22 protein-coding genes and 2 pseudogenes are annotated in these 22,932 nt (G+C 72.0%); 5 read left to right on the forward strand and 19 right to left on the reverse strand.

The window, feature by feature from the left end; all coding sequences use genetic code 11:
- Together C1I98_RS12770 and C1I98_RS43825 are read right to left on the reverse strand one after the other, a co-directional pair.
- Window positions 1-395 (reverse strand): annotated as a pseudogene (locus C1I98_RS12770) (hypothetical protein); the annotation flags it as partial.
- Window positions 396-486: 91 nt separating this feature from the next.
- Window positions 487-783, reverse strand: coding sequence for a hypothetical protein (locus C1I98_RS43825; protein WP_438672080.1), 297 nt, complete (start codon window positions 781-783; stop codon window positions 487-489).
- Here C1I98_RS43825 and C1I98_RS12775 point away from each other — a divergent pair.
- The gene (locus tag C1I98_RS12775) at window positions 772-1,971 is read left to right on the forward strand and encodes a peptide MFS transporter (RefSeq protein ID WP_233507828.1); all 1,200 of its coding nucleotides are present in this window, start codon (window positions 772-774) and stop codon (window positions 1,969-1,971) included. The genes C1I98_RS43825 and C1I98_RS12775 overlap by 12 nt on opposite strands.
- Here the strand turns inward: C1I98_RS12775 and yczR are convergent.
- The gene (gene yczR / locus C1I98_RS12780) at window positions 1,955-3,394 is read right to left on the reverse strand and encodes a MocR-like transcription factor YczR (protein ID WP_111167383.1); all 1,440 of its coding nucleotides are present in this window, start codon (window positions 3,392-3,394) and stop codon (window positions 1,955-1,957) included. The two genes, C1I98_RS12775 and yczR, sit on opposite strands and share 17 nt — an antisense overlap.
- Before the next feature lie 86 nt (window positions 3,395-3,480).
- Between yczR and yczE the strand changes: the two genes are divergently transcribed.
- On the forward strand, window positions 3,481-4,164 hold the full coding sequence (gene yczE / locus C1I98_RS12785) for a membrane protein YczE (protein ID WP_233507829.1): 684 nt from the start codon (window positions 3,481-3,483) through the stop codon (window positions 4,162-4,164).
- Window positions 4,140-5,906 (forward strand): glycoside hydrolase family 15 protein, encoded by a 1,767-nt coding sequence (locus C1I98_RS12790; protein WP_111167384.1) that lies wholly within the window; start codon window positions 4,140-4,142, stop codon window positions 5,904-5,906. The genes yczE and C1I98_RS12790 overlap by 25 nt, the downstream gene beginning before the upstream one ends.
- Before the next feature lie 3 nt (window positions 5,907-5,909).
- Here the strand turns inward: C1I98_RS12790 and C1I98_RS12795 are convergent, their stop codons facing one another.
- On the reverse strand, window positions 5,910-6,764 hold the full coding sequence (locus tag C1I98_RS12795; RefSeq protein ID WP_233507830.1) for a hypothetical protein: 855 nt from the start codon (window positions 6,762-6,764) through the stop codon (window positions 5,910-5,912).
- A gap of 91 nt (window positions 6,765-6,855) precedes the next feature.
- On the reverse strand, window positions 6,856-7,728 hold the full coding sequence (locus tag C1I98_RS12800) for a S66 peptidase family protein (protein WP_233507831.1): 873 nt from the start codon (window positions 7,726-7,728) through the stop codon (window positions 6,856-6,858).
- Between the two features lie 323 nt (window positions 7,729-8,051).
- Between C1I98_RS12800 and C1I98_RS12805 the strand changes: the two genes are divergently transcribed.
- A complete protein-coding gene (locus tag C1I98_RS12805) occupies window positions 8,052-8,936 on the forward strand; it encodes a sulfotransferase family protein (RefSeq protein WP_111167387.1) in 885 nt (294 codons plus the stop codon).
- Here C1I98_RS12805 and C1I98_RS12810 read toward each other — a convergent pair whose 3' ends face one another.
- The 5 genes from C1I98_RS12810 to C1I98_RS12825 all read right to left on the reverse strand — a co-directional run bounded on the left by C1I98_RS12810 (window position 8,937) and on the right by C1I98_RS12825 (window position 14,687).
- Complete coding sequence (locus tag C1I98_RS12810; RefSeq protein WP_111167388.1) at window positions 8,937-10,832, reverse strand: ABC transporter ATP-binding protein; 1,896 nt, start codon at window positions 10,830-10,832, stop codon at window positions 8,937-8,939. It lies immediately after the preceding gene.
- 705 nt (window positions 10,833-11,537) lie between these two features.
- The gene (locus tag C1I98_RS41340; protein ID WP_158558008.1) at window positions 11,538-11,711 is read right to left on the reverse strand and encodes a hypothetical protein; all 174 of its coding nucleotides are present in this window, start codon (window positions 11,709-11,711) and stop codon (window positions 11,538-11,540) included.
- 193 nt (window positions 11,712-11,904) lie between these two features.
- Complete coding sequence (locus C1I98_RS12815) at window positions 11,905-12,120, reverse strand: helix-turn-helix domain-containing protein (protein WP_093173121.1); 216 nt, start codon at window positions 12,118-12,120, stop codon at window positions 11,905-11,907.
- Between the two features lie 114 nt (window positions 12,121-12,234).
- A complete protein-coding gene (locus C1I98_RS12820; protein ID WP_111167389.1) occupies window positions 12,235-13,833 on the reverse strand; it encodes an ABC-F family ATP-binding cassette domain-containing protein in 1,599 nt (532 codons plus the stop codon).
- Between the two features lie 95 nt (window positions 13,834-13,928).
- Window positions 13,929-14,687, reverse strand: coding sequence for an acVLRF1 family peptidyl-tRNA hydrolase (locus tag C1I98_RS12825; protein WP_233507832.1), 759 nt, complete (start codon window positions 14,685-14,687; stop codon window positions 13,929-13,931).
- Window positions 14,688-14,921: 234 nt separating this feature from the next.
- Between C1I98_RS12825 and C1I98_RS12830 the strand changes: the two genes are divergently transcribed.
- Window positions 14,922-16,040 (forward strand): EAL domain-containing protein, encoded by a 1,119-nt coding sequence (locus C1I98_RS12830; RefSeq protein WP_233507833.1) that lies wholly within the window; start codon window positions 14,922-14,924, stop codon window positions 16,038-16,040.
- Window positions 16,041-16,062: 22 nt separating this feature from the next.
- On the opposite strand, the gene C1I98_RS12835 is transcribed toward C1I98_RS12830, so the two are convergent.
- The 9 genes and pseudogenes from C1I98_RS12835 to C1I98_RS43830 all read right to left on the reverse strand — a co-directional run.
- Window positions 16,063-16,626 carry a nuclear transport factor 2 family protein gene (locus tag C1I98_RS12835; protein WP_111167390.1) on the reverse strand — a complete coding sequence of 188 codons (564 nt, stop codon included), beginning with the start codon at window positions 16,624-16,626 and terminating at the stop codon, window positions 16,063-16,065.
- 95 nt (window positions 16,627-16,721) lie between these two features.
- Window positions 16,722-17,567 (reverse strand): ATP phosphoribosyltransferase, encoded by an 846-nt coding sequence (gene hisG / locus C1I98_RS12840; RefSeq protein WP_111167391.1) that lies wholly within the window; start codon window positions 17,565-17,567, stop codon window positions 16,722-16,724.
- Between the two features lie 75 nt (window positions 17,568-17,642).
- Window positions 17,643-17,906 (reverse strand): phosphoribosyl-ATP diphosphatase, encoded by a 264-nt coding sequence (locus C1I98_RS12845; RefSeq protein WP_111167392.1) that lies wholly within the window; start codon window positions 17,904-17,906, stop codon window positions 17,643-17,645.
- A gap of 127 nt (window positions 17,907-18,033) precedes the next feature.
- Entirely contained in the window at window positions 18,034-19,611 is a 1,578-nt protein-coding gene (locus C1I98_RS12850) for a DEAD/DEAH box helicase (protein ID WP_233507834.1), read from the reverse strand.
- A gap of 366 nt (window positions 19,612-19,977) precedes the next feature.
- Entirely contained in the window at window positions 19,978-20,343 is a 366-nt protein-coding gene (locus C1I98_RS12855; RefSeq protein WP_111167393.1) for a metal-sulfur cluster assembly factor, read from the reverse strand.
- Complete coding sequence (gene sufU, locus C1I98_RS12860) at window positions 20,340-20,777, reverse strand: Fe-S cluster assembly sulfur transfer protein SufU (RefSeq protein ID WP_111167394.1); 438 nt, start codon at window positions 20,775-20,777, stop codon at window positions 20,340-20,342. The genes C1I98_RS12855 and sufU overlap by 4 nt, the downstream gene beginning before the upstream one ends.
- 42 nt (window positions 20,778-20,819) lie before the next feature.
- Window positions 20,820-22,091 carry a cysteine desulfurase gene (locus C1I98_RS12865; protein ID WP_233507835.1) on the reverse strand — a complete coding sequence of 424 codons (1,272 nt, stop codon included), beginning with the start codon at window positions 22,089-22,091 and terminating at the stop codon, window positions 20,820-20,822.
- Window positions 22,088-22,834 (reverse strand): Fe-S cluster assembly ATPase SufC, encoded by a 747-nt coding sequence (gene sufC, locus C1I98_RS12870; protein ID WP_111167396.1) that lies wholly within the window; start codon window positions 22,832-22,834, stop codon window positions 22,088-22,090. The genes C1I98_RS12865 and sufC overlap by 4 nt, the downstream gene beginning before the upstream one ends.
- 2 nt (window positions 22,835-22,836) lie before the next feature.
- Window positions 22,837-22,932, reverse strand: a pseudogene (locus C1I98_RS43830) (Rieske (2Fe-2S) protein); the annotation flags it as partial.

The raw sequence follows: 22,932 nt of genomic DNA on the forward strand, positions 1-22,932 counted from the left end.
GATCTGGGGTCGGGGCGCGGGTCAGGGCGCGGGTCCGGGGCCGTGCCCGGATCGGCGGGGTCAGGAGCCGTTGAGTCCGGATCGGCGGGATCAGGGGCCGTTGAGCCGGGGTCGGTGGAGTCGCCAGGGGCTCCGGGCCGCTCGGGAGGCGGAGCCGGTGGCTCCGGGCGTCCCGGTTCGACCTTGATGGCGACGCCGTCACGTCCGACCGCGCCACGCGCCACCACGTCGATCACCATGCGCACGGACCCTTTCGCCCCGACGACCGGATGCGCGGGCCGTACCGTGATCGAGCCGATCTCCAGCTCCTCAGCCGCGGCGGGTGTCGCCTGCACGAGCATGGGCGCGACGAGCGCGCCCGCCGCGAATGAGGTGAGAAGAAGTCTCTGAGTCATGATCAAGACGGTATGAACCGCCAGGTAATGCCAGAGCCCCCGACACACACCCGGCACGGCAAAACCCCCGATCGCCCCCGCACCGGACGCGCTACGGCAAGGCCGGGTACCCCGAATGCCCCGAATGCCCCGAATACATGGAGTCGATCACATCCGCGTACTTCGCGTGGATCACCCGCCGCTTCAGCTTCAGGCTCGGCGTCAGCTCCCCGGTCTCCACGGTCCACTCGGCCGGGACCAGCCGCCAGCGCTTGACCCGCTGGACCTGTGCCAGCCGGGCGTTCGCGGCGACGACCGCCGCCGCCACCTCCGCCAGCACCTCAGGGTGCGCGGCGAGCCCGGGCAAGGAGTCCGCCGCGATGCCCCGCGCGCGGGTATGTCCGGGCACATCAGCATGGCCGTGCCGGTGGAGGGCCCGGCGCTGGTGTGGTCCGGGCTGGCGCTGATCGTGACGGGTACCGGGCTGCTCAAACCGAACATCTCCTGCATGGTGGGCGAGCTCTACCCGCGCGACGAGGGCGCCCGCAGGGACGCCGGGTTCTCGATCTTCTACTTCGGCATCAACCTGGGCGCGTTCGCCGCGCCCTTCGTGGTCGGCGACTGGCTCGCCGACGGGCACCGCTGGCACCTCGGGTTCGGCGCGGCGGCGGTGGGCATGGCGCTGGGCCTGGTCTGGTATGTGCGCGGGCACCGGCATCTGGGCGAGGCGGGCGCGCGCACGGAACACCGGCTGACCCCCGCCGAGCGGGCCTCGTTCGGCCGGCTGGCAGGCGGCGCGGCGGCCCTGACGGCGGGTGGGGCGGTGCTGTGGGCGCTCTCGGGCACGTTCACGCTGGACCGCCTCACGGTGGTGCTGACCACCGGGGTGATCGCCGTCCCGGTGGCCTACTTCGCCTACATCCTGCTCGGCGACCATGGGCTCACCGCCGGGGAGCGGGCCCGGATGCGCGCCTACGTCTGGCTGTTCGCCGCCGCCGCGATCTTCTGGATGATCTACGACCTGTCGCCGAGCGTGCTCAACCTGTTCGCCCAGCACCACACGACGCTCTCGATCTTCGGAGTGGGGATGGAGGCGGCCACGACGCAGGCGTTCAACCCGTTGTTCGTCCTGGTCTTCTCGCCGGTGTTCGCGGTGGTGTGGGTACGGCTGGGCGACCGGGTCACCGCCTCGCAGAAGTTCGGGTTCGCGCTGCTGATGATCGGGCTGAGCTTCGCGCTGATGGCGGTGGCCGCGGGCCTGGCCCAGACGGCCAGGGTGACGGTGTGGTGGCTGGTGGCGGTCTATCTGGTCCAGGTGTTCGGGGAGCTGGCGCTGAGCCCCGTGGGGCTGTCGGTGACCTCCCACCTTGCTCCGCGCGCCTTCCAGAGCCAGATGCTGGGTGTGTGGTTCCTGTCCACCGCCGTGGGGGACGCGGTCGGCGGGCAGACCGGCCGGCTGCTCGCCCACATGTCACAGCAGGCGTACTTCCTCACCCTCGCGGCCGTCGCGCTGTGCGCTGGGGCGGCGCTGTTCATGTTCACCCGCGGCCTGCGTGGGCTGATGTGGGACGGCGCCGCGCTCACAGCGCGGGAGTGAGCGAGTCGGCGGCCCGGTCCCACGTCCGGCCCGGCTCGCCGGCCCGCGCCGCCGCGATGCGCGTCACGGCCTCGCCGACCACCTGGGGCGGCTGGGTGTACGGCAGGCGCAGGTAGGACTCCAGCGTGCCCTCGACGCCGAACCACGGCCCCGGCGCCAGCCGTACGCCGTGGTCGGCGGCGGCCGCCGCCAGCGATGTGGCCACCGGGCCCTCAAGACGCACCCAGAGCGCTCCGCCGCCCTCCGGCACCCGGAAGTGCCAGCCGGGCATCCGGGCCCGCAGAGCGGCGACCAGCGTCTCGCGGGAGGCCAGCAGCCCGCGCCTGCGCTCGGCGCGGGCCTCCTCGATGCGCTCGAACAACCGTGCCACGACGAGTTGCTGGAACGGCGCTCCGGCGATGTCGATCGCGGCGCGCAGCCGGGCCATCCGGCGCACCCGCTCGGCGGTGGTGCGCACCCACCCGACGCGCAAGCCGCCCCACCACAGCTTGGAGGCCGATCCGATGGTGATGACCCGGTTGTCGGTGTCGAAGGCCGCCATCGGCGCGGCGGCCGATGTGTCGTCGAGCCCGAGTTCGGCCCAGGACTCGTCGATCAGCAGTGTGGTGTCCGCGCGGCGGGCGGCCCCGGTCACGGCCGCGCGGGTGGCATCGTCCATCAGCCTGCCGGTCGGGTTGTGGAAGTCGGGGATCAGGTAGGCCACCCGCGCCCCGGACTGGCGCATCGCCTCACTCACGGCGTCGGGATGCCAGCCGTCCTCGGCCACTCCCACCGGGACGAGCCGCGCGGCGTGGTACCTGGCGGCGTCGAGGGCGTGCGGGTAGGTCGGCGACTCGATCACCACGGGGTCGCCCGGCCGCACGAGCAGGCTCATGGCCAGGTGGATGCCGCTCTGCGCGCCCGCGGTGAGGAGGATCTGGTCGGGCCGGGTGGCGAGGCCGCGCGAGGTGTAGCGGGCGGCGACGGCCTCGCGCAGGGCCGCCAGGCCCAGCGGGTCGTAGCCGACGCCGAGGGTGTGGCAGGGCAGGTCCTGCGCGGCCAGCGTCATGGCGTCCGACAGCAGGCCGGTCGCGGGCGGCGCGGCGCAGTGCAGGGCGAGCAGTCCGTCATCGCCCGCGGCCAGCCAGGGATCATCGGGGCCGAGGGTGGCGGGGTCGGGCAGCGCGGTCCAGCTCCCCGCGCCCTGCCTGCTGGCGATGTAGCCCATTTCGCGCAGCTTGTCGTAGGCGGCGCTGATCGTGGTACGGCTCACGCCGAGCGCCGTGGCCAGGTCGCGTTCGGCGGGCATCCGCACGCGTACGGCAAGCCGCCCGTCGCGGATCGCCGTCCGCACCGCTCCGGCGAGCGCGCGGTAGTAGGGCCCTTCCGGCCGGTCCAGGCCGATCAGCCTGGCCAGCGCCCGGCCGCTCAGATGTCTCCTCATGTGCAACCCCCCTTGAGCAGGATAAGGCCACTTTTCGTAATTGGCCCTTTATCTGGTTTCGGGTGACCGCACAGGATGGACCTACCATGAGCGAAATCTCCGCCACCACGTCCGGCTCCCTCCCGTCCCGGCTCCTGCGGCTTTACGCCGGTCTCCTGCTCTATGGCACGGGGATCGCCCTGCAGGTCGAGTCCGGGCTCGGCAACGACCCCTGGGACGCCTTCCACCAGGGGCTCGCCGTACGCACCGGCTGGTCGCTCGGCACCTGGATCATCCTGGTCGGCGCGGCCGTCATGGTCTTCTGGATCCCGCTGCGCCAGCGGCCCGGCATCGGCACGATCAGCAACGTGGTGCTCGTCGGCCTGTTCGCCGACGGGGCCATGTGGCTGCTGCCCACCCCGGGGCACCTGGCGGTCCGCTGGGCGTTCCTGGTGGCCGCGATCGTCATGGTGGCCGCGGCCACCGCGCTCTACATCGGCGCCGGGCTCGGCCCCGGCCCGCGCGACGGCCTGATGACCGGCCTGAACCGCCTGGGGCTGTCCATCCGCCTGGCGCGCACGCTGATCGAGATCACCGTCCTGGCGGTGGGCTGGCTGCTGGGCGGCGTCGTGGGGATCGGCACGGTGGTCTTCGCGATCACGATAGGCCCGCTCACCCAGTTCTTCATGCGGCTGTTCGCCCGGCGCCTCGCCCCGGCGGCCGCGACCGGAGCGCGGGAGGAGGCCGGTGGCGCTAGCGTCGAGCCATGCGCATCGAGGACTACGCCCTGATCGGTGACATGCAATCGGCGGCGCTCGTCGGCCGGGACGGTTCGATCGACTGGCTCTGCCTGCCCCGGTTCGACTCCCCCGCGTGCTTCGCGGCGCTGCTCGGTGGCGAGCGCAACGGCCACTGGTGGCTCGGCCCCGAGGGCCGGCCGATGGCGACCCGGCGCAGGTACCGCGGCGAGACGCTGGTGCTGGAGAGCGAGTGGGAGACCGAGGGCGGCACGGTACGCGTCATCGACTTCATGCCGCCCCGGCACGCCAACCCCGACGTGGTGCGCATCGTCGAGGGCGTCTCCGGCACGGTGCGGATGGCCACCGAGCTGCGGATCAGGTTCGACTACGGCCGCATCGTGCCGTGGGTGCGCAGGACCGAGGGGCACCTGCAGGCCATCGGCGGCCCCGACTCGGTGTGGCTGCACTCCTCCGTGCCGCTCACCGGGAGCGACTACGCGCACAAGGCCACGTTCGAGGTGAAGGCCGGGCAGCGGGTGGCCTTCGTCTTCACCTGGCACCCCTCGCACGAGCCGATGCCGGTCGAACTGGACGCCGAAGTACAACTCGCCGAGACCGAGCAGATGTGGGCGGAGTGGGTCTCGCGCTGCACCTACCAGGGGCCGTGGCGCGAGGCGGTGGTCCGGTCGCTGATCACGCTCAAGGCCCTGACCTACTCCCCCACCGGCGGCATCGTGGCCGCCCCCACCACCTCGCTACCGGAGAACATCGGCGGGGTCCGCAACTGGGACTACCGCTTCTGCTGGCTGCGCGACGCGACGATGACCCTGGAGGCCCTGATCGGCGCGGGCTACCTCAACGAGGCCCGCGACTGGCGGGCGTGGCTGCTGCGCGCGATCGCCGGCCGCGCCCAGGACCTCCAGATCATGTACGGCGTGGCGGGCGAGCGCCGACTGCCCGAGATGGAGGTCGGCTGGCTGCCGGGGTACGAGGAGTCCCGGCCGGTCAGGATCGGCAACGCCGCGGTGGAGCAGCTCCAGCTCGACGTCTACGGCGAGGTGCTCAACGCCCTGCACATGTCCAGGACCTCCGGGCTGGCCCCCGACGACCGGGCCTGGGCCATCCAGCGGGAGCTGCTGGACTACCTGGAGACCCACTGGGACGAGCCGGACGAGGGCCTTTGGGAGGTCCGCGGCCCGCGCCGGCACTTCGTGCATTCCAAGGTGATGTGCTGGGTGGCCTTCGACCGCGCGATCTCACAGGTGGGGAAGTTCGGCCGGAGCGGCCCGGTGGAGCGCTGGAAGACGCTGCGCGACCGCGTCCACGCCGAGGTCTGCGAGAAGGGCTTCGACCCCGGCCGGGGCACCTTCACCCAGTCCTACGGGTCCAGGGAGCTGGACGCCGCGCTGCTGATGATCCCGATGGTCGGTTTCCTGCCGCCGGACGATCCGCGGGTGCACGGCACGATCGCGGCCATCGAGCGGGAGCTGAGCGCCGACGGCTTCGTGCTGCGCTACCCGACCGCCGAGGACAACGCGGTGGACGGGCTGCCCGGCGACGAGGGCGCGTTCCTGGCGTGCAGCTTCTGGCTGGCGGAGGCGATGGCCATGACCGGCAGGCGCGAGGACGCCGAGCGGCTGTTCGAGCGGCTGCTCGGGCTGCGCAACGACGTGGGGCTGCTCGCCGAGGAGTTCGACCCGCGGCTGGGCCGCATGGTGGGCAACTTCCCGCAGGCGTTCAGCCACGTGCCGCTGATCCACACCGCCCGGGCGCTGGCCGGCGACGGCCACTAGCCGCTAGCGGGGCGGGCGGGCGGCGATCGCGGCCAGCAACCTGGCGAACTCCGGCGGCGGCGCGACCACCAGGCGGGTCTGGCCGTCCTGGGCGACCAGGTCGGCCCTGATCAGCGTGAGCCGCCCGGCGCGCCACCAGTAGACCTGGGGGCTGAGGCCGTCGGCGTGCCGTTCGGCCTCCCGCTGGGCGTGCAGCCGCAGCCGTTCGATGGCCCGCACCACGCCGATGCCCTCCACCGGGTGGACCAGCAGCGTGCCGGCCCGGGGCAGCGCCGCCAGGACGCCGTCCTCGGGGACCGGCAGGTAGTCCTCCAGGTGGCGCAGGTGGGCCGCGGCGCTCGCGGTGGGGCCGGTGAGCCGCCACACGGCGACGCCGTCGAGGTCGGCGCGGGCCACCGACAGGCGTTCGTCGTCCCTGGCGTTGCGCAGCGCCAGGTCCAGGGCCTGCCCGGCGGGGATCGGCCAGCACCCCGCCTCCTCGGGGCGTACGGGGCGCACCGCGCCCGCGTATCCGAGGGTCAGCACCTCGATCAGGTCGGTGCTGAGGTGCCGGGCGACCACGCGTTCGCCCTCCAGGTCGTCGGCGAGGTTCACCCGCGTCCGCAGCAGCGGCCTGACCTGGTCGAGGTCGCAGGCGTCCAGCGGCTCGCCGGCGACGGCGACCGTGTGGGCGAGGTGTTCTGAGACCAGCATCGGCCAGTCCTCCCTGGTACGGCGGGCGGCCTCGCGCCGCAGGCCGGTCAGCCGGACCACCAGGTCCTTGGGCCCGCTCAGCGTCATCGCCGCGCCGTCGGCGGAGAACTCGCACCGGAAACCGTGGGAGTCGGCCACGAGCGCGAGCAGGGAATCGAGATCCACCTCCTCGACCGGCCTCGCCTGCGCATCCCGATCCCGGCGTCGCCGGAAGAACCTCACGCCCTCATCCCTTCTGCTCGCGACCGGCCTCGACCTACATTGCCTGGTCCGAGTAGCGGAACAGACTGGTCAGCGAGCACGATCGGGTATCAATAACACCAAATCCCCCAAGCCACACACAATGCTGTGGCCTGCCGTGCCCGACCGGAAGCCCGGCGAGCACAGGGACACCGAACGGCGTCAGCAGCTCGGCGAGGACCGGCAGCGGGTCGCCGCAGCGCAACCACGAACCGAGCGCGAAGCCGGCGACACCGTCGAAGGCCCCCGCGGCGATGAGCTGGGTGAGCATCCGGTCGATCCGGTAGGGGGCCTCGTTGACGTCCTCCAGCAGCACGATGCGGCCGGCGAAGCGGGGGGCGTCGGGGGTGCCGCACAGCGCGGCCAGCAGGCACAGGTTGCCCCCGGCCAGCGGCGCCACGGCCTGGCCGGGCACCAGCGCGTGCGTGCCGTGGATCGGCGCGGGCGTGCCGAACAGCGCGGAGGCGAGGTGGCCGAGGGTGACCGGATCGGGCCCCTGCTCGCCGCCGAGCGTGCGCGGCGTGAGCATCGGGCCGAAGCACCCGGCCACCCCGAGGCGTACGGCCAGCGCCTGGTGCAGCGCGGTGATGTCGCTGGACCCGAGCAGCGTCTTGGGGCCTGCCGCGGCCATCGCCGCCCAGTCCAGCAGGCCGGGCAGCCGGGTCGCGCCGTACCCGCCGCGCGCACAGACCACGCCCGCGACCGACGGGTCGCACCACGCCGCCTGCAGGTCGGCGGCCCGGGCCGCGTCGGAGGCGGCCAGATACCGGTGGTGGCCGGCAGGGGCGGCGGTCACGTGCTCGCCGAAGACGACGGTCAGCCCCAGCCCGCGCAGGACGCCGGCGCCGCGTTCCGCCTCCGCCGGGTCGGGAGGGCCCGAGGGGGCCACGATGGCCACGGTGTCACCGGGCCGCAGCGGCGGCGGGGGAAACGGACACGGTGCGAGCGGCACTGGGGGAAGCGGCCCGGGTCCGGGCGGCGGTGCGGAGAGCGAAGAAGCTCCGCCGTCGCCGCGGGCGCGGTCTGCCATCGTCGTCCTTCCCGCCAGGCCGGATATGGTGGGTGATACCCAGTGAACCTCTCACAACGGGGTGGCCCGCCGCCAACCCGGGGCGTCCCGGGCGATCCGCCGGCCGGAAGGCGCGCGTGCGGAGCGGCGTCGGCGCCGCATGGCCCTGGCACACTCCGAACGGTGTCAAACTGTCCACACCTATGCGACCTCCGCTCCATATCCTCGTGGTCAACGGCATCAAGGTCCACCGGCCGGTGTTCGTGCTCGGCGCGCCGCACTCCGGGACCGACCTGCTCGCCCGCGCCCTCAAACGCTCCCCCGGCTTCCACGTAACGATGGGCAAGAGCGCGGTGGCGCACGTCGTCTACGCCTTCGCCCGCAAGCCGTCCATCATCGTCCGCAACGGCGGCGATGGGGCCTCGCGCGTGCTGCGCGACGCGCTGGCGCAGTCCTGGCAGGTCGGGCCCGGCACCTGCGGCGAGTGCACGGCGGCCTGCCGCGAGGCGGGCGGCATCACCGGCTCCGGGCCGTGCCTGCCCGCCGGGCCGCCGGCCAGGTTCGGCGACGCCAGCCCCGACCTGCTCTACAGCGCCCCGGCGCTGCTGCGGGCCTTCCCCGACGCCCGGTTCGTGCAGCTCATCAGGGACGGCCGGGACACCGCCGCGGACATGATGGCCGACCCGGCGTGCCTGGCGTGGTTCCGGCCGGGGATGCTGAGCGAGGAGACCGAGTTCCCCAACCCGTTCCTCGGCGTGAACAAGGAGGAGCACCGCGACCGCTGGAAGGACATGCCGGCCGCGGGCAAGTGCGCGCTGCGCTGGCGCAGCGCGGTGCGGCTCAGTGCGGAGCTGCGCCGCCTGCTGCCGCCCGAGCAGTTGCTCACCCTGCGATATGAGAATCTGGCGGCCTCCCCGGTCGCCGCGATGTCCTCGGTCTCGGACTTCTTGCAGGCGCGGGTCTCGGCGGTGCCGCTGTACGGCCCCGCCGCCCGCCCGGGGACCTGGCGCGCCCGCCTGTCGGCCACCGACGCCGGATGGGTGGAGAAGGTGGCCCGCGACGAACTGGGCCGCCTGGGCTACCTCTAGCTAGTCGGGCGGCGCGACGGTCTCGGAGCTCTCCCGGAACTGCGTGCGGTACAGCTCTGCGTAGATCCGCCCGCGGGCCAGCAGTTGCTCGTGCCGCCCGCGCTCGGCGATCCGCCCGTCCTGCACCACGAGGATCTGGTCGGCCTCCCGGATCGTGGACAGGCGGTGGGCGATGACCAGGGACGTACGGCCGGCCAGCGCCGTCTTCAGCGCCCGCTGCACGGCCGCCTCCGACTCCGAGTCCAGGTGGGCCGTCGCCTCGTCGAGCACGACCACCCGCGGCGCCTTGAGCAGCAGCCGGGCGATGGCCAGGCGCTGCTTCTCCCCGCCGGACAGGCGGTAGCCGCGGTCGCCCACGACCGTCTCCAGCCCCTCGGGCAGCGACTCGACCAGGTCGCCGATCTGGGCCGCCCGCAGCGCCGCCCAGATCTCCTCGTCGGTCGCGCCGGGCCGGGCGTAGCGCAGGTTGGCCGCGATCGTGTCGTGGAAGAGGTGGGCGTCCTGGGTGACCACGCCGATGGTGTCGCGCAGGGAGGCGAGGGTGGCGGCGCGCACGTCGAGCCCGTTGATCAGTACGGCCCCGCCGGTCACGTCGTACAGGCGCGACACCAGCGAGGTGATCGTGGTCTTGCCCGCGCCCGAGGGGCCGACCAGCGCGATCAGCTCGCCGGGGGCGGCGGTGAAGGAGACGCCGTCCAGGACCTCCTGGGAGGGGCCGTTGTCGGGCCGCGCCACCGACTCCAGGGAGGCCAGGGAGACCTCCGAGGCGGCGGGGTAGCGGAAGCGGACGTCCTCGAACTCCACGCTCACCGGCCCTTCGGGGACCGGCTTGGCGTCGGGCCGCTCGGCGACCATCGGCCGCAGGTCCAGCACCTCGAAGACGCGGTCGAAGCTGACCAGGGCGGTCATCACGTCCACGTGCACGTTGGAGAGGCTGGTCAGCGGGCCGTACAGGCGCATCAGCAGGGCCGACAGCGCGATCAGGGTGCCCAGCTCGAAGGCCCCGCCGACGACCAGGGCGCCGCCCGCGCCGTAGACCAGCGCGGTGGCGAGCGCGGCCACCAGGCCGAGGCCGACCCGGAACACCGTGCCGTACATCGCGACGGTGACGCCCACGTCGCGGACCCGCTCGGCGCGCTCGGCGAAGGTGCGGGCCTCGTCGTCGGGCCTGCCGTACAGCTTGGCGACCATCGCGCCCGCGACGTTGAACCGCTCGGTCATGACCGAGCTCATCTGGGCGTCCAGCTCCATCTGCTCGCGGGTCAGCCGGGACATCCGCCGGCCCACCCACTTGGCGGGCAGGATGAACACCGGTAGCAGGACCAGCGCCACCAGGGTGATCTGCCAGGACAGTATGAGCATCGTGACCAGCACCAGCACCAGGCTGATGACGTTGGACACGACCGAGGACAGCGTCGTCGTCAGCGCCCGCTGCGCGCCGATGACGTCGGTGTTGAGGCGGGAGACCAGCGCGCCGGTCTGGGCGCGCATGAAGAACGCCACCGGCATCCGCTGCACGTGGTCGAACACCTCGGTGCGCAGGTCGTAGATCAGGCTCTCGCCGATCCTGGCGGAGAACCACCGCTGGGCCAGCCCGAGCAGGGCGTCCACCAGTGCCAGCCCGGCGATGCCGACGGCCAGCCAGACCACGATGTCGACCCGGCCGGGCCGGATGCCGTCGTCGAAGACGGCCTTCATCAGCAGCGGGTTGGCGACCACGACGACCGCGGCGACGACCACCAGGACGAGGAATCCCACGATCTGCGCGGCGTGCGGCCGGGCGTAGCGGAAGATGCGCCTGACCGTGCCGGGGCTGAGCCGCTCCTTGGTGACCGACTCGTCGCGGCGCAGCGAGCGCATCATCGACGGCCCCATACCGGAACCCATCATCGTCATACGTCTCCGCCCCTTCCCGGCGAACGCGGGCGGGAAGGGACATTCCAAATCCCGCCGCACGGCCGTCCTTTGGGCAGAGCGCGCGAAACCGCGCGGTGATTCCCGCCGCCGCCGAGCCGACCCCCTGATCAGCTCCGGGCGAACAAGACCTCGTCCCCAGGGCCCGACCCCCCGAACGCCGCCGGCGGCCCGGCCGATGCCGGCCGTACGGGCGAACAGGCGGGTCCTGATCTGATCGCCGTACGGCACCGGCCGCCCGGGCCGAAGCGGGTCGGGTCCGTGATCCGATCACCGATCCGGCCGGGGTCCGGTGCCGGTTCGGTGGGTGTGGGATCGACGGTGGGCGGTGGGCCGTCTCAGGGCCCTGCGGGCTCTGGCGGAGCCGTCCGTGGGTCTGGTGCCCGTCAGGCCGGGCACCAGACCGAGTGCGGTTCGTTTTCGCAGAGCCCTGGGTCGTCTGTCATGTTTCGCAGGTCGCGGGCGGGGGCGGGTCGTGAGTCCGCGCCGATCGCGTGACCTTGTACGACCGCCACCGAGACGAACCCGGGGCGGCACGGTCACCGAACCCCTGCGTTCCTCAGCCCGGACCCCCCTTCGCCGAGCCTCGCCTCCGCTTGTTGTGCGCGCTCCTGATCCGGGCACCCCCTCAGAGCTGAGACATCCGAGGGCCGATGCCCGCCGAGAAGGACGGCCCCTCACCACGGATCACGATGACGCGGACCTGCTCGGGCAGGTCGGCGCCGGTCCTGGCCGATGCCTTGCGGGCCGCGAACGTCTGCGCGTCGCGCCTTCCGGCAGGTCCAGGGTTGTATTCGCGATCTTGCCGTCCACCTCGAACCGCAGCTTGGCCTCGGCGAGCAGACCCGCCTCGACCGTCACCGCGCTCCCCCCAACTTCCGCGTCCGCTTCGGCTCGCTCCGCCTGTCGGCTGACCGTCACGCCCGAGCCTATCCCCGCGTCCAGAACGAGGTTCTGTAGAACCCATTCGTCCAAGCCCCTTACCGGGCCCGGGACGCGACGGCTCCGGCTGGCGGTTTACGAGCGGCTGCGGTCGCGGTTTCCGAGGCGGTCGCTAGCGCTTCGACTTGCCCCGGGTGGCTCCCCCACGCCCCCGGAGAGTCACACCGGACTCGCTGAGGATGCGGTGGATGAAGCCGTAGGACCGTCCGGTGGAAGCGGCCAGCGCGCGGATGCTCTCACCCGCGGCGTAGCGCTTCTTGAGATCGGCGGCCAGTTTTTCGCGGTCGGCCCCGGTGACCCGGGTGCCTTTCTTCAGAGTCTCGGCCACGAGTACCTCCTGTAGTGCCAGACTTCCGCAGCGTTACTCACGCCATGATCAGTCATTTCTGCTCGATCGGCTACCTACTCCACGGGAAAAGATCCGTACCCGCTCAAATTAAGATCAGGCAAGTGCCACAAGATCGGAAAATTCATCACTCCAAGCGTCTTCCACTCCGTCCGGCAACAAGATCACCCTATCCGGTTGTAGTGCCTCAACAGCGCCTTCATCATGCGTAACCAGCACGATTGCCCCAGAATAGGACCTAAGCGCCGAAAGCACCTGATCTCTGCTGTTCGGATCGAGGTTGTTGGTGGGCTCGTCCAGCAGGAGCACGTTGGCGCCCGAGAGCACCAGCGTGGCCAGGGCCAGCCGGGTCTTCTCGCCACCGGACAGCACCCCCGCGGGCTTGTCCACGTCGTCGCCGGAGAAGAGGAAGGAACCCAGGGTCTTGCGCAGCTCGACGTCGGGCACGTCCGGGCCGGCCGAGCGCATGTTCTCCAGGACCGAACGACCGGCGTCGAGCGTCTCGTGCTCCTGCGCGTAGTAGCCGAGCTTCAGCCCGTGCCCCGGCCTGACCTCGCCGGTGTCGGGATTTTCCAGGCCGCCGAGCATCCGTAGCAACGTCGTCTTGCCCGCGCCGTTGAGGCCGAGCACGACGACCCGGGTGCCCCGGTCCACCGCGGCGTCGACGTCGGTGAAGACCTCCAGCGAGCCGTAGGACTTGGACAGGCCGGTCGCGCTGAGCGGCGTGCGCCCGCAGGGCAGCGGGGTGGGAAAGCGCAACTTGGCGACCTTGTCGGCCTGGCGTTCCTCGGCGACCCCGGCCAGCAGCCGCCTGGCCCGGCGCTCCATGTCCTGGGCGGCCTTGGCCTTGGTGGCCTTGGCGCGCATCCGGTCGGCCTGGGACAGCAGCGCCGACGCCTGCTTCTCCGCGTTGGCGCGCTCACGCTTCCGGCGCCGCTCGTCGGTCTCCCGCTGGGCCAGATACGCCTTCCAGCCGACGTTGTAGATATCGATCACACAACGATTGGCGTCCAGGTGCAGCACCCGGTTTACCGTCGCTTCAAGCAGGCCGACATCGTGGCTGATAATGATCAAACCACCTTGATGAGAGCGCAAAAAATCACGAAGCCAGCCGATCGAGTCGGCGTCGAGGTGGTTTGTCGGCTCGTCAAGAAGGAGAGTCTCCGCCCCGCTGAACAGGATCCGTGCCAGTTCGACCCGCCTGCGCTGCCCGCCCGACAGTGTCCCGAGCGGCTGCCCGAGCACCCGGTCGTGCAGGCCCAGGCTGGAGGCGATGGACGCCGCCTCGGCCTCGGCCGCGTAGCCGCCGAGCACGTGCAGCCGGTCTTCCAGCCGCCCGTAGGCGCGCACCGCCCGGTCGCGGACCCGCTGGTCGTCGTCGGCCATCCCCAGCTCGGCCGCGCGCAGGTCGCGCAGCACCTCATCGAGCCCGCGCGCGGAAAGGACGCGGTCGCGGGCGAGCATCTCCAGGTCGCCGGTCCGCGGGTCCTGGGGCAGGTAGCCGACACTGCCGGTGGACGAGACGGTGCCGGCGGCGGGCAGCGCCTCGCCCGAGAGGACCTTGGTCAGGGTGGTCTTGCCGGCGCCGTTGCGGCCGACGAGCCCGATCTTGTCGCCGGGGTTGACCCGGAAACTCGCGCCCTCCAGCAACAGGCGGGCGCCCGCGCGCAGTTCGATGTCAGAAGAGATGATCATGGTAGGGGAACACTCCCAGGCCGGGGATGGATGGGTGGACCGCGGGCTGCCGCCGCCGTCAGTCGGGAGTGCGCATACGATCAGTGTACGGGTGGTCAGACCTGGTGCGCGGCGTCCTCGCCGCCCACCGCCTCCCCCGCCTCGACGACCCGCACGCGCACGGCGCGGAAGCTTCGCGGGGTGTCGCGGAGCACCGCCAGGCGCGGGTCCGGCACCGCCAGGAACGGCCCGGCCTCGATCGCGAAGGCCGGCGCGAGCCTGCGGTCGGCGCGCAGCGCGTCCACCGCGCGCCGGTCGCCGCCGAAGACGACGGCCTCAAGGCGGTTCTGGTAGGGGGCGAGCACCCGCGCGGCGACCTCGGCCGCCGCCTCCCTGGCCTGCCCCGCCTGCTGCTCCCGGCGGCGCGCGAACCGCTGCTGGGACCAGCCGCCGGCCGCGCTGCGGCCCTGGACCAGGCGGGAGCCGACCTTGGAGGCGAGGAGTTCGGCGCCGTGGAACACCCCGGCCGCGTGACCGCCCCGCCGTACCAACACCACGCCGACACAGCGCTCGGCCCGCGCGTGCCCGGCGAGCGCGGCGATGAGCCCGTCCGGTGCGGCCGGAGGCATCGGCGGGAAGGGGACCAGGAACTCGGCCCGCCCGCCGTCCGCGCCGCGCAGCACCACCATCCGCTCATCACCGGTCACCGACACCAGATGGCCTCCGTGCCTGGCCGCGAACCCGGCCACCCACGCCTCGACCCGCTCTGGGGCGACCGACACCCAGTGGCCGCCGCCGCTCGCCGGCCGGCGCCCGGGGCCGGCCGCGCCGCCCCCCGCGTCTCCCGCGCCGTGTCCCCGCCCGCGTCCGCCCACGCGGCGAGGCTATCGTCAGCGCCGCACGGCCGCTGCGGGAGCCTCACGGAGCCACGACACCCGAACATGGTGTTCTTACCGATAGTCGAGGGTATAGGTCAGAATGACGCCAGATCTTACAACACTCAGCGAAATATCGGTGAACTTCGTCTCACCTGCTTCTATGCGCTGCTCATTGGGCCGCATCATCTGAACGTGTCGAGTAGAACACCACTTTTGCCCACCGCCGGAGCGGTGACGGCGCGCGCGATCGTTTCCCCGGTCGTCGATCTCGACACGGGGGGTGTGATCGCGCTACAGGCGATCATCGACGAACGGTCCATGGGCGGCCGTCCCATCGGGGACGGCAGGCCGTACGGGGCGGCCGAGGCCGTCTCCACGGCGCTGCGCGCCGCCCTCGACGCGGCACGGGACCAGACCCGGCTGCCGCTGGTGCTCGGGCTGCCCGCGCACATGGTCATCGCCGGTCTCGCCGGCCTGGCGCCGCTGCACGAGGCGATGCGCATGTCCGGCAGACGCCCGCGCGAGGTGATCATAACAGTGGAGGGAGAGATCGCCCCCGGCGACCGCAAGGGCCTGCTGGTCGGCCTGGACGGGCTGCGCACGATCGGCCATCTGGTCGCGCTGGGGGGCGTGGGCACCGAGTACCTGCCGCTGGATCTGGCCGCCGACGCGCGGCCGTACCTGCTGGTGCTCTCACCCGAGCTGGTCGCGCAGGCCGCCGACGACCCCGGCAGGGCCGCCGTGGGCGAGGCGGTCGCCGCACTCGCGCGCGGGCTGGGCGCGCACGTCCTCGCCCCCGGCATCACGTCCAAGCCGCAGCTCGCGCGGGTGCGCGGCTGGGGCGTACGGCTGGCGCAGGGGCCGCTGCTCACCCCCGGCCCCGGCGGGCGGGTGCACGTGCCGCTGCCCGTCCCGGAGGAACAGCCCGCCGCCGCCCAGCTCGGGCCGCGCGTGCAGGAGCTGCTGATGCCCGCCGTCACGCTGCCCGCCGAAGCCGGGGCCGAGGAGGCCGCCGAGGCGTTCCGCTCCGAGCCGTCGATCTCCAGCGTGATCCTGGTGGACGAGTACCAGCGCCCGCGCGGCAGTCTGGACCGCAGCCGCTTCATGCTGGCCATCGCCGGCCGGTACGGCTACGCGCTGCACGGCGGCAAGGCCGCGCTACGCCTGGCCGACCCGCCGCGGACCGTCCCGAAGACCACGCCGGCGATCGCGGCGATGCAGGTGGCCGGGCGCGGCGGCGAACGGGTCTACGACGACCTGGTGGTCATCGATGAGGTGGGCCGCTGCATGGGCATCCTGCGCGTCAGCGACCTCATCAGGGAGACCGCCTTCATGAACCAGCCCCGCTAGCCCGGACCGGTGTCCTTCCCGCTCAGGTGGTGCTCGGCGGCACGTTCCGCCACAGCTCGTTGAAGGAGATGCTCTCCAGGAAGGCGATGCCGGACACTACCTTGCCCCGGCGCAGGGTCATGATCCAGACGTAGCTGTTGGTGTAGCGCATGCCGTTGTTGGCGATGCCGGTCCCGTGCCAGTGGACGACCGTGGTGTCGCCCTCGCAGTAGATCGCCTCGATGTTCGTCGGCCGGAACGGCTCGCGGGACAGGTTGAACCGCGCGCCGAACGGCAGCATGACCTCGTCCAGCAGCCGCTGCTTGCCGTGGTAGGTCTTGGACACCACGGTCCGGCCCTCGATCCGCCAGACGATCGCGGGATGGAACACGTCGGTGATGGAACCCGTGCCCTTGCTCCAGTCGTCGAAGGCCGAGCGGATGATCCGGCGGTGCGCCTCAGTGCATCCGCCGCCGCGCTCCTGCGCGCCATACGCCCCCGCCCCGGCCATCCCGGTGCCCGCGTGCGCGGGCAGGGCCAGCGCCGCGGTCACCGCCATCGCGCCGAACGCGCTTCCGACAACCCGGGTGATCCTGTGTGTCTTCATGAGCCGCCCTTGCTCCCCTCTCTCGCCTTCCCCTTCCTCCCCAGGCGACTCAGCGGGTTATCTCGGGCGATGTCCTGGCTTTCGCCAAATCGGCGTCACAAACGGCACGCGTAGATGTCGGTGATGAAGATGGCGCGGGCGCCGATCTCCCACAGGCGGTCCATGACCTGCTGGTGGCCCTTGCGGCGGACCATCGCGCGCACCGCCACCCAGCCCTCGCGGTGCAGCGGCGAGACGGTCGGCCCCTCGATGCCCGGCGTGATGGCGATGGCCTTGTCGATCTGCTCGGCGCGGATGTCGTAGTCGATCATCACGAAGTCGCGGGCGACCAGCACGCCCTCCAGGCGGCGGACGAGCTGGTCCAGGCCGGCCGAGCGGGGTGTGCCGGACTGCTTGATCAGCACGGCCTCGGAGCGCATGATGGGCTCGCCGAACACGTCGAGCCCCACGTTGCGCAGGGTGGTGCCGGTCTCCACGACGTCGGCGATGGCGTCGGCCACACCGAGCCGGATCGCGGTCTCCACCGCGCCGTCCAGCTTGATCACCCGGGCTTCGACGCCCACGTCGGCCAGGTGCTTTTCCAGCAGCCCGGTGTAGGAGGTGGCCACCCGCCGCCCGCCGAGGTCGTGCACGGCGGTGTACTCCCCCGGCTTGGCGGCGAACCTGAAGGTCGAGCCGCCGAAGCCGAGCGGCAGCACCTCCTCGGCGGGGGCGCCGGAGTCGAAGAGCATGTCGCGGCCGGTGATGCCGCCGTCGAGGGTGCCCTCGCCGACGTAGACGGCGATGTCGCGGGGACGCAGGAAGAACAGCTCACAGGAGTTGTCGGGGTCGACGACCACGAGCTCCTTGGTGTCCTTGCGGATGCGGTAGCCGGCCTCTTTGAGCAGGGTCTGGGCGGACTCGGCGAGCGCGCCCTTGTTCGGTACGGCGAGTCGGAGCATGACGGAAGTCCTCATGGGTCGAAGCGGAAGCGGAAGCGGGAGCGGGTCGGGGCGGGCCGCCGGGCACGGGCCGCCCTACAGATGCTTGTAGACCTGCTCCAGCCCGATGCCCCGGGCCAGCATGAGGACCTGCACGTGATAGAGAAGCTGGGAGATCTCCTCCGCGGCACGCTCGTCGGACTCGTGCTCGGCCGCCATCCAGCTCTCGGCGGCCTCCTCCACGACCTTCTTGCCGATCGCATGGACGCCGGCGTCGAGCGCGGCGACGGTGCCCGACCCCGCCGGGCGGGTGCGCGCCTTCTCGGACAGCTCGGCGAACAGCTCATCGAAGGTCTTCATGGTCTCTCTCGGCGTTCGGTGACGTGTGAGTCCAGCCTAACGGTGACCGCCAAGCGAGCGGTCCGGCACCACGCCTCGGCGCGGCGCGCCCGGCCCAGGCCGGCCTCGCGGCCTGGGGGGCGCGGACTCAGTGGCCGTGGCGGTTGGCCGCGCCACCGTTCTGGAACGGGCGCCGGCCGCGACGGTCGTTGCGGTGACCGGCCTCGCGCGGCTCGGCGAGGGCGCCGCGATGGCCCTCACGGTTGTCGCGCCCGCCCTCCCGGTACGGCCGGCCGCCGCCGCGCGCACCGTCGCGGGACTCGCCGAACGTCGGGCTGGCGTCCCGGCGTGCCGGGCGGTCCTGCCGGTCGCCGCCCTCGTGGCGGCCGCGGCCCCGGAAACGGCGGGGCCGGCGGCCGGCGGAGCGGTCATCGCCGTCCCGGCGCCTGCGAGCGGTGTTCAGCGGCGCCGGCTCCCACACCGGGACCTCCTCGCCGCTGGGCGGCTGCGCCCCGGCGACCTCGGCCACGCGCGGGTGTCCCGGGGTGGCCTTGAGGCGGAACGGGCGGATGCCCGCCTGGCGGGTCATCGTCTCGGTCGAGCGCCGCTCGTTGGGCAGCACCAGGGTCATCACCGTGCCGCGCTCCCCGGCGCGGGCGGTACGGCCGCCGCGGTGCAGGTAGCTCTTGGGGTCCTGCGGCGGGTCGACGTGCAGCACCAGGCTCACGTCGTCGACGTGGATGCCACGGGCCGCCACGTCGGTGCAGACCAGCACGTTGACCGCGCCCTCACGGAACTCCGACAGGATGCGGGTGCGCTGGTTCTGGCGCTTGCCGCCGTGCAGGCCGCCGGCCCGCACGCCGACCCGGGCGAGCTGCTTGACCAGCCGGTCCACACCGTGCTGGGTGCGGACGAACATGATGGTCTTGCCCTCCCGGTTGGCGATCTCGGCGGTGATCGGGAACTTGTCGTCCCTGGTGACCTGGAGCACGTGGTGCTCCATGGTGTCCACCGGGGAGGTCTCCGAGGCGATGGCGTGGGTCACCGGGTCGGTCAGGAAGCGCCGGACCAGCTTGTCCACGTCGCGGTCGAGGGTGGCGGAGAACAGCAGCCGCTGCCCGTCGGCCGGGGTCTGCTCCAGCAGAGCGGTGACGACGGGGAAGAAACCGAGGTCGCACATGTGGTCGGCCTCGTCGAGCACGGTCACCCGTACGTCGTCGAGCGCGCACTCGCCCTGCTCGATCAGGTCGGTGAGCCGGCCGGGCGTGGCCACGACGATCTCGACGCCGCGGCGCAGCGCCTCGATCTGCCGGCCCATGGACATGCCGCCGACGACCGTGCGCATCCGCAGCGAAAGCCCCCTGCCGAGCGGTTCGAGGGCGTCGTGGACCTGGAGGGCCAGCTCGCGGGTGGGCACCAGGATGATCGCGCGCGGGCGGCCGGGCCTGGCCCGCTCCCCGGCGACCCGGGTCAGGGTGGGCAGGCCGAAGGCGAGCGTCTTGCCCGAGCCGGTCTGTCCACGGCCGAGCACGTCGCTGCCGGACAGGATGTCAGGGATGGTGGCCCGCTGAATGGGGAAGGGGGCCATGATGCCCTGCCGGGCGAGAGCCGAGACCAGTGGCCTGGGCAGGCCGAGCAGAGCGAACTCGGACGGACCGGCGGTGGCGGCCTGGCCGTCCGCGCCGGTGGCCTCGTCAGCGGTCTCGGGCAGGACGGAATCGAGCATGGTCACGAAGGTTCGTGCCTTTCGGTAGAAGGACGCGGCACGTCACTTCTGCGAAAGGACGGGCCTGGACGCGCGGCACAGGGGCCGCGCCCACTCGGGCGCCCGTTGGAATGACACGGGCGCCGTGCGGTGCTCGCCGGGGGTGGCGATGCCGCTCCGCACAAGGGCGGTTGACACCATTCTAACCGCCTCGGACAACTCGCGATCACACATGCCCGGCGTTCGCAGTGCCGGCCTCGCGCGTGATGCCTGGTGCCGCCTCGCGGCGGCACAAGGGATCAACACCGCGGCGTCGGCCTTTCTTCCCGGAATCCGTCCCGATTTTCGGGTGTCACGCGGACGTCTCCGGGCCTCTCGCGGTGTCGCTCAGACGTTGAAGCCGAGCATGCGCAACTGCTCGCGCCCCTCTTCGGTGATCTTGTCCGGGCCCCACGGCGGCAGCCAGACCCAGTTGATCTTCACGTCGGACACCATGCCCTCCAGCGCGGAGTGCGCCTGGTCCTCGATCACGTCGGTGAGCGGGCAGGCGGCGCTGGTCAGCGTCATGTCGATGGTGGCCACGGGCGCGCCGCCGCCGTCGGCCGGGGCGAGGTCGAGGCCGTAGATCAGGCCGAGGTCGACCACATTGATGCCCAGCTCGGGGTCGACCACGTCCTTCAGGGCCTCCATGACCTCCTCGACGTTCGCCTCGCTCTCGGGGGCGCTCGTCGGGGTCTCGACCGGCTTGCTCATGTCGTGCTCCTCACCAATGCGTCCTTGTAGGCCATCCAGGCCAGCAGCGCGCACTTCACCCGTGCGGGGAACTTGGCCACGCCGGCGAAGGCCACCGCGTCGCCCAGCACGTCCTCGTCCGGCTCGACCTTTCCCCTGCCCTGCATCAGGCGGGTGAACTCGTCCACCACCGCGAGCGTCTCGCCCGCGGTCGACCCGCTCGCCAGCTCGTACAGCATCGAAGCCGCGGCCTGGCTGATGGAACAGCCCTGGCCGTCGTAGGAGACGTCCTCGATCTTGCCCCCGTCGCCGACCCGCACCCGCATGGTGATCTCGTCGCCGCAGGTGGGGTTGACGTGGTGGACCTCGGCGTCGTACGGCTCGCGAAGCCCGCGCCCCTGCGGGTGCTTGTAGTGCTCCAGGATCAGCTCCTGGTACATCGACTCGGCGATCATGTGGTCACCTTCTCGTCCGCCCGAACCCGCCGCTCCGGCATGTCAGGCGAACACCTTCTGGACATGGTGGAGGCCGCGCACCAGGGCGTCGATCTCACTCGTGGTGTTGTACAGGTAGAACGACGCCCTGGTGGTCGCGGGTATTCCGAACCGCAGGTGCAGCGGCCGGGCGCAGTGGTGGCCCACGCGCACGGCCACGCCGAAGGCGTCGTCGAGGATCTGGCCTACGTCATGGGGGTGGATCCCGGCGAGGGTGAAGGACACCGTGCCGCCCCGCGCTTCGAGGTCGGTGGGGCCGATGACGCGCAGTGAGGGGATCTCGCCCAGCGCCCGAAGCGCGTAGGCGGTCAGCTCGCGCTCGTGGGCGGCGACCGCCTCCATGCCGACCGAGGTCAGGTAGTCGGCCGCCGCGCCGAGCCCGATGGCCTCGACGATCGGCGGCGTGCCCGCCTCGAACTTGTGCGGCGCGGGGGCGTAGGTCGAGTGGTCCATCCAGACCGCCTCGATCATCTCCCCGCCGCCCAGGAACGGCGGCATCGCGGCCAGCAGCTCGCCGCGCCCCCACAGCACGCCGATGCCGGAGGGGCCGACCATCTTGTGACCGGTGAAGGCCACGAAGTCGGCGCCCAGTGCGGCGAAGTCGGCCGGGCGGTGCGGGACGGACTGGGAGGCGTCGAGCAGCAGCAGCGCCCCGGCCTGGCGCACCCGGGCCAGCACCGTGGCCACCGGGTTGACCGTGCCCAGCACGTTGGACTGGTGGGCGATCGAGACGATCTTCGTGCGCTCGTTGATCAGGTCGTCGATGCCGGAAAGGTCCAGCCGGCCCTCGTCGGTGACCGGGAACCAGCGCAGCGTGGCGCCGGTACGCCGGGCCAGCAACTGCCAGGGCACGATGTTGGAGTGGTGCTCCATCTCGGAAAGGACGATCTCGTCGCCGGGGCCCATCCGGAACCTCGGGTCATCGCCCGCCGGGTTGCCGAACGCGTAGGCGACCAGGTTGAGCGCCTCGGAGGCGTTCTTGGTGAAGACGATCTCATCGCGGGACGGCGCCCCGACGAACGCCGCGATCTTGTCCCGGGCCGCCTCGTACGCCTCGGTGGACTCCGCGCCGAGCACGTGCATGGCCCGGCCCACGTTGCCGTAGTGCGCGGCCATGTGCTCGCGCATGGTCTCGATCACCTGGAGCGGCTTCTGGGCGGAGTTGCCGGAATCAAGGTAGATGAGCGGGCGGTCGCCGGGCAGCTCGCGGGAGAGGATCGGGAAGTCCTTCCGGATCCTCTCCACGTCGAGGCCCACGCCTGTCACAGTGGTCACGCCGATGCCTTCGCGTAGCGCTCGTACCCTTCGGCCTCAAGCCGGTCGGCCAGCTCGGGGCCGCCCTCCTCGACGATCTTGCCGCCCGCGAAGACGTGCACGAAGTCGGGCTTCACGTAGCGCAGGATCCGGGTGTAGTGCGTGATCAGCAGCACGCCCGTGGTGCCGCGCTCGCGGAAGCGGTTGACGCCCTCCGACACCACGCGCAGCGCGTCGACGTCGAGGCCGGAGTCGGTCTCGTCGAGAACGGCGATCTTCGGCTTGATCAGTTCGAGCTGGAGGATCTCGTGGCGCTTCTTCTCGCCGCCGGAGAACCCCTCGTTCAGGTTGCGCTGGGCGAACGCGGGGTCGATGGCCAGGTTGTCCATCCCGGTCCGCAGCTCCTTGGTGAAGTCGCGGAGCTTGGGGGCCTCGCCGCGCACCGCGGTCACGGCGCTGCGCAGGAAGTTGGAGACCGACACGCCGGGGACCTCGACCGGGTACTGCATGGCCAGGAACAGCCCGGACCTGGCCCGCTCGTCGACGGACATGGCGAGCACGTCCTCGCCGTCGAGCAGCACCTCGCCACCGGTGATCGTGTACTTGGGGTGGCCGGCCACGGCGTAGGCCAGCGTGGACTTGCCCGAGCCGTTGGGCCCCATGATGGCGTGGGTCTCCCCCGCCGACACGGTGAGGTTGACGCCCTTCAGGATCTCCTTGTCTTCGACGGCGACGCGGAGTTCTCGGATCTGCAGGGTGGACACGGTTATGACTCCTTCGAGAGCGAGACGAGAACGTCGTCGCCGTCGAGCTGAACTCGATAGACGGGAACGGGCTTGGTGGCGGGCGGGCCGGTGGGCTT

It is taken from the genome of Spongiactinospora gelatinilytica, from assembly GCF_003236385.1.
In the GTDB taxonomy this organism is placed as follows: Bacteria; Actinomycetota; Actinomycetes; order Streptosporangiales; family Streptosporangiaceae; genus Spongiactinospora; species Spongiactinospora gelatinilytica.

Bases quoted from the DNA above. Each gene is read 5' to 3' on its own strand.
- yczR (WP_111167383.1), bottom strand. From the start codon at position 3,394: ATGAGGAGACATCTGAGCGGCCGGGCGCTGGCCAGGCTGATCGGCCTG.
- C1I98_RS12835 (WP_111167390.1), bottom strand. From the start codon at position 16,626: ATGAAGACACACAGGATCACCCGGGTTGTCGGAAGCGCGTTCGGCGCG.
- C1I98_RS12810 (WP_111167388.1), bottom strand. From the start codon at position 10,832: ATGACGATGATGGGTTCCGGTATGGGGCCGTCGATGATGCGCTCGCTG.
- C1I98_RS12850 (WP_233507834.1), bottom strand. From the start codon at position 19,611: ATGCTCGATTCCGTCCTGCCCGAGACCGCTGACGAGGCCACCGGCGCG.
- C1I98_RS12790 (WP_111167384.1), top strand. From the start codon at position 4,140: ATGCGCATCGAGGACTACGCCCTGATCGGTGACATGCAATCGGCGGCG.
- C1I98_RS12845 (WP_111167392.1), bottom strand. From the start codon at position 17,906: ATGAAGACCTTCGATGAGCTGTTCGCCGAGCTGTCCGAGAAGGCGCGC.
- C1I98_RS12775 (WP_233507828.1), top strand. From the start codon at position 772: ATGTCCGGGCACATCAGCATGGCCGTGCCGGTGGAGGGCCCGGCGCTG.
- C1I98_RS12820 (WP_111167389.1), bottom strand. From the start codon at position 13,833: ATGATCATCTCTTCTGACATCGAACTGCGCGCGGGCGCCCGCCTGTTG.
- C1I98_RS12805 (WP_111167387.1), top strand. From the start codon at position 8,052: ATGCGACCTCCGCTCCATATCCTCGTGGTCAACGGCATCAAGGTCCAC.
- yczE (WP_233507829.1), top strand. From the start codon at position 3,481: ATGAGCGAAATCTCCGCCACCACGTCCGGCTCCCTCCCGTCCCGGCTC.
- sufU (WP_111167394.1), bottom strand. From the start codon at position 20,777: ATGATCGCCGAGTCGATGTACCAGGAGCTGATCCTGGAGCACTACAAG.
- C1I98_RS12855 (WP_111167393.1), bottom strand. From the start codon at position 20,343: ATGAGCAAGCCGGTCGAGACCCCGACGAGCGCCCCCGAGAGCGAGGCG.
- hisG (WP_111167391.1), bottom strand. From the start codon at position 17,567: ATGCTCCGACTCGCCGTACCGAACAAGGGCGCGCTCGCCGAGTCCGCC.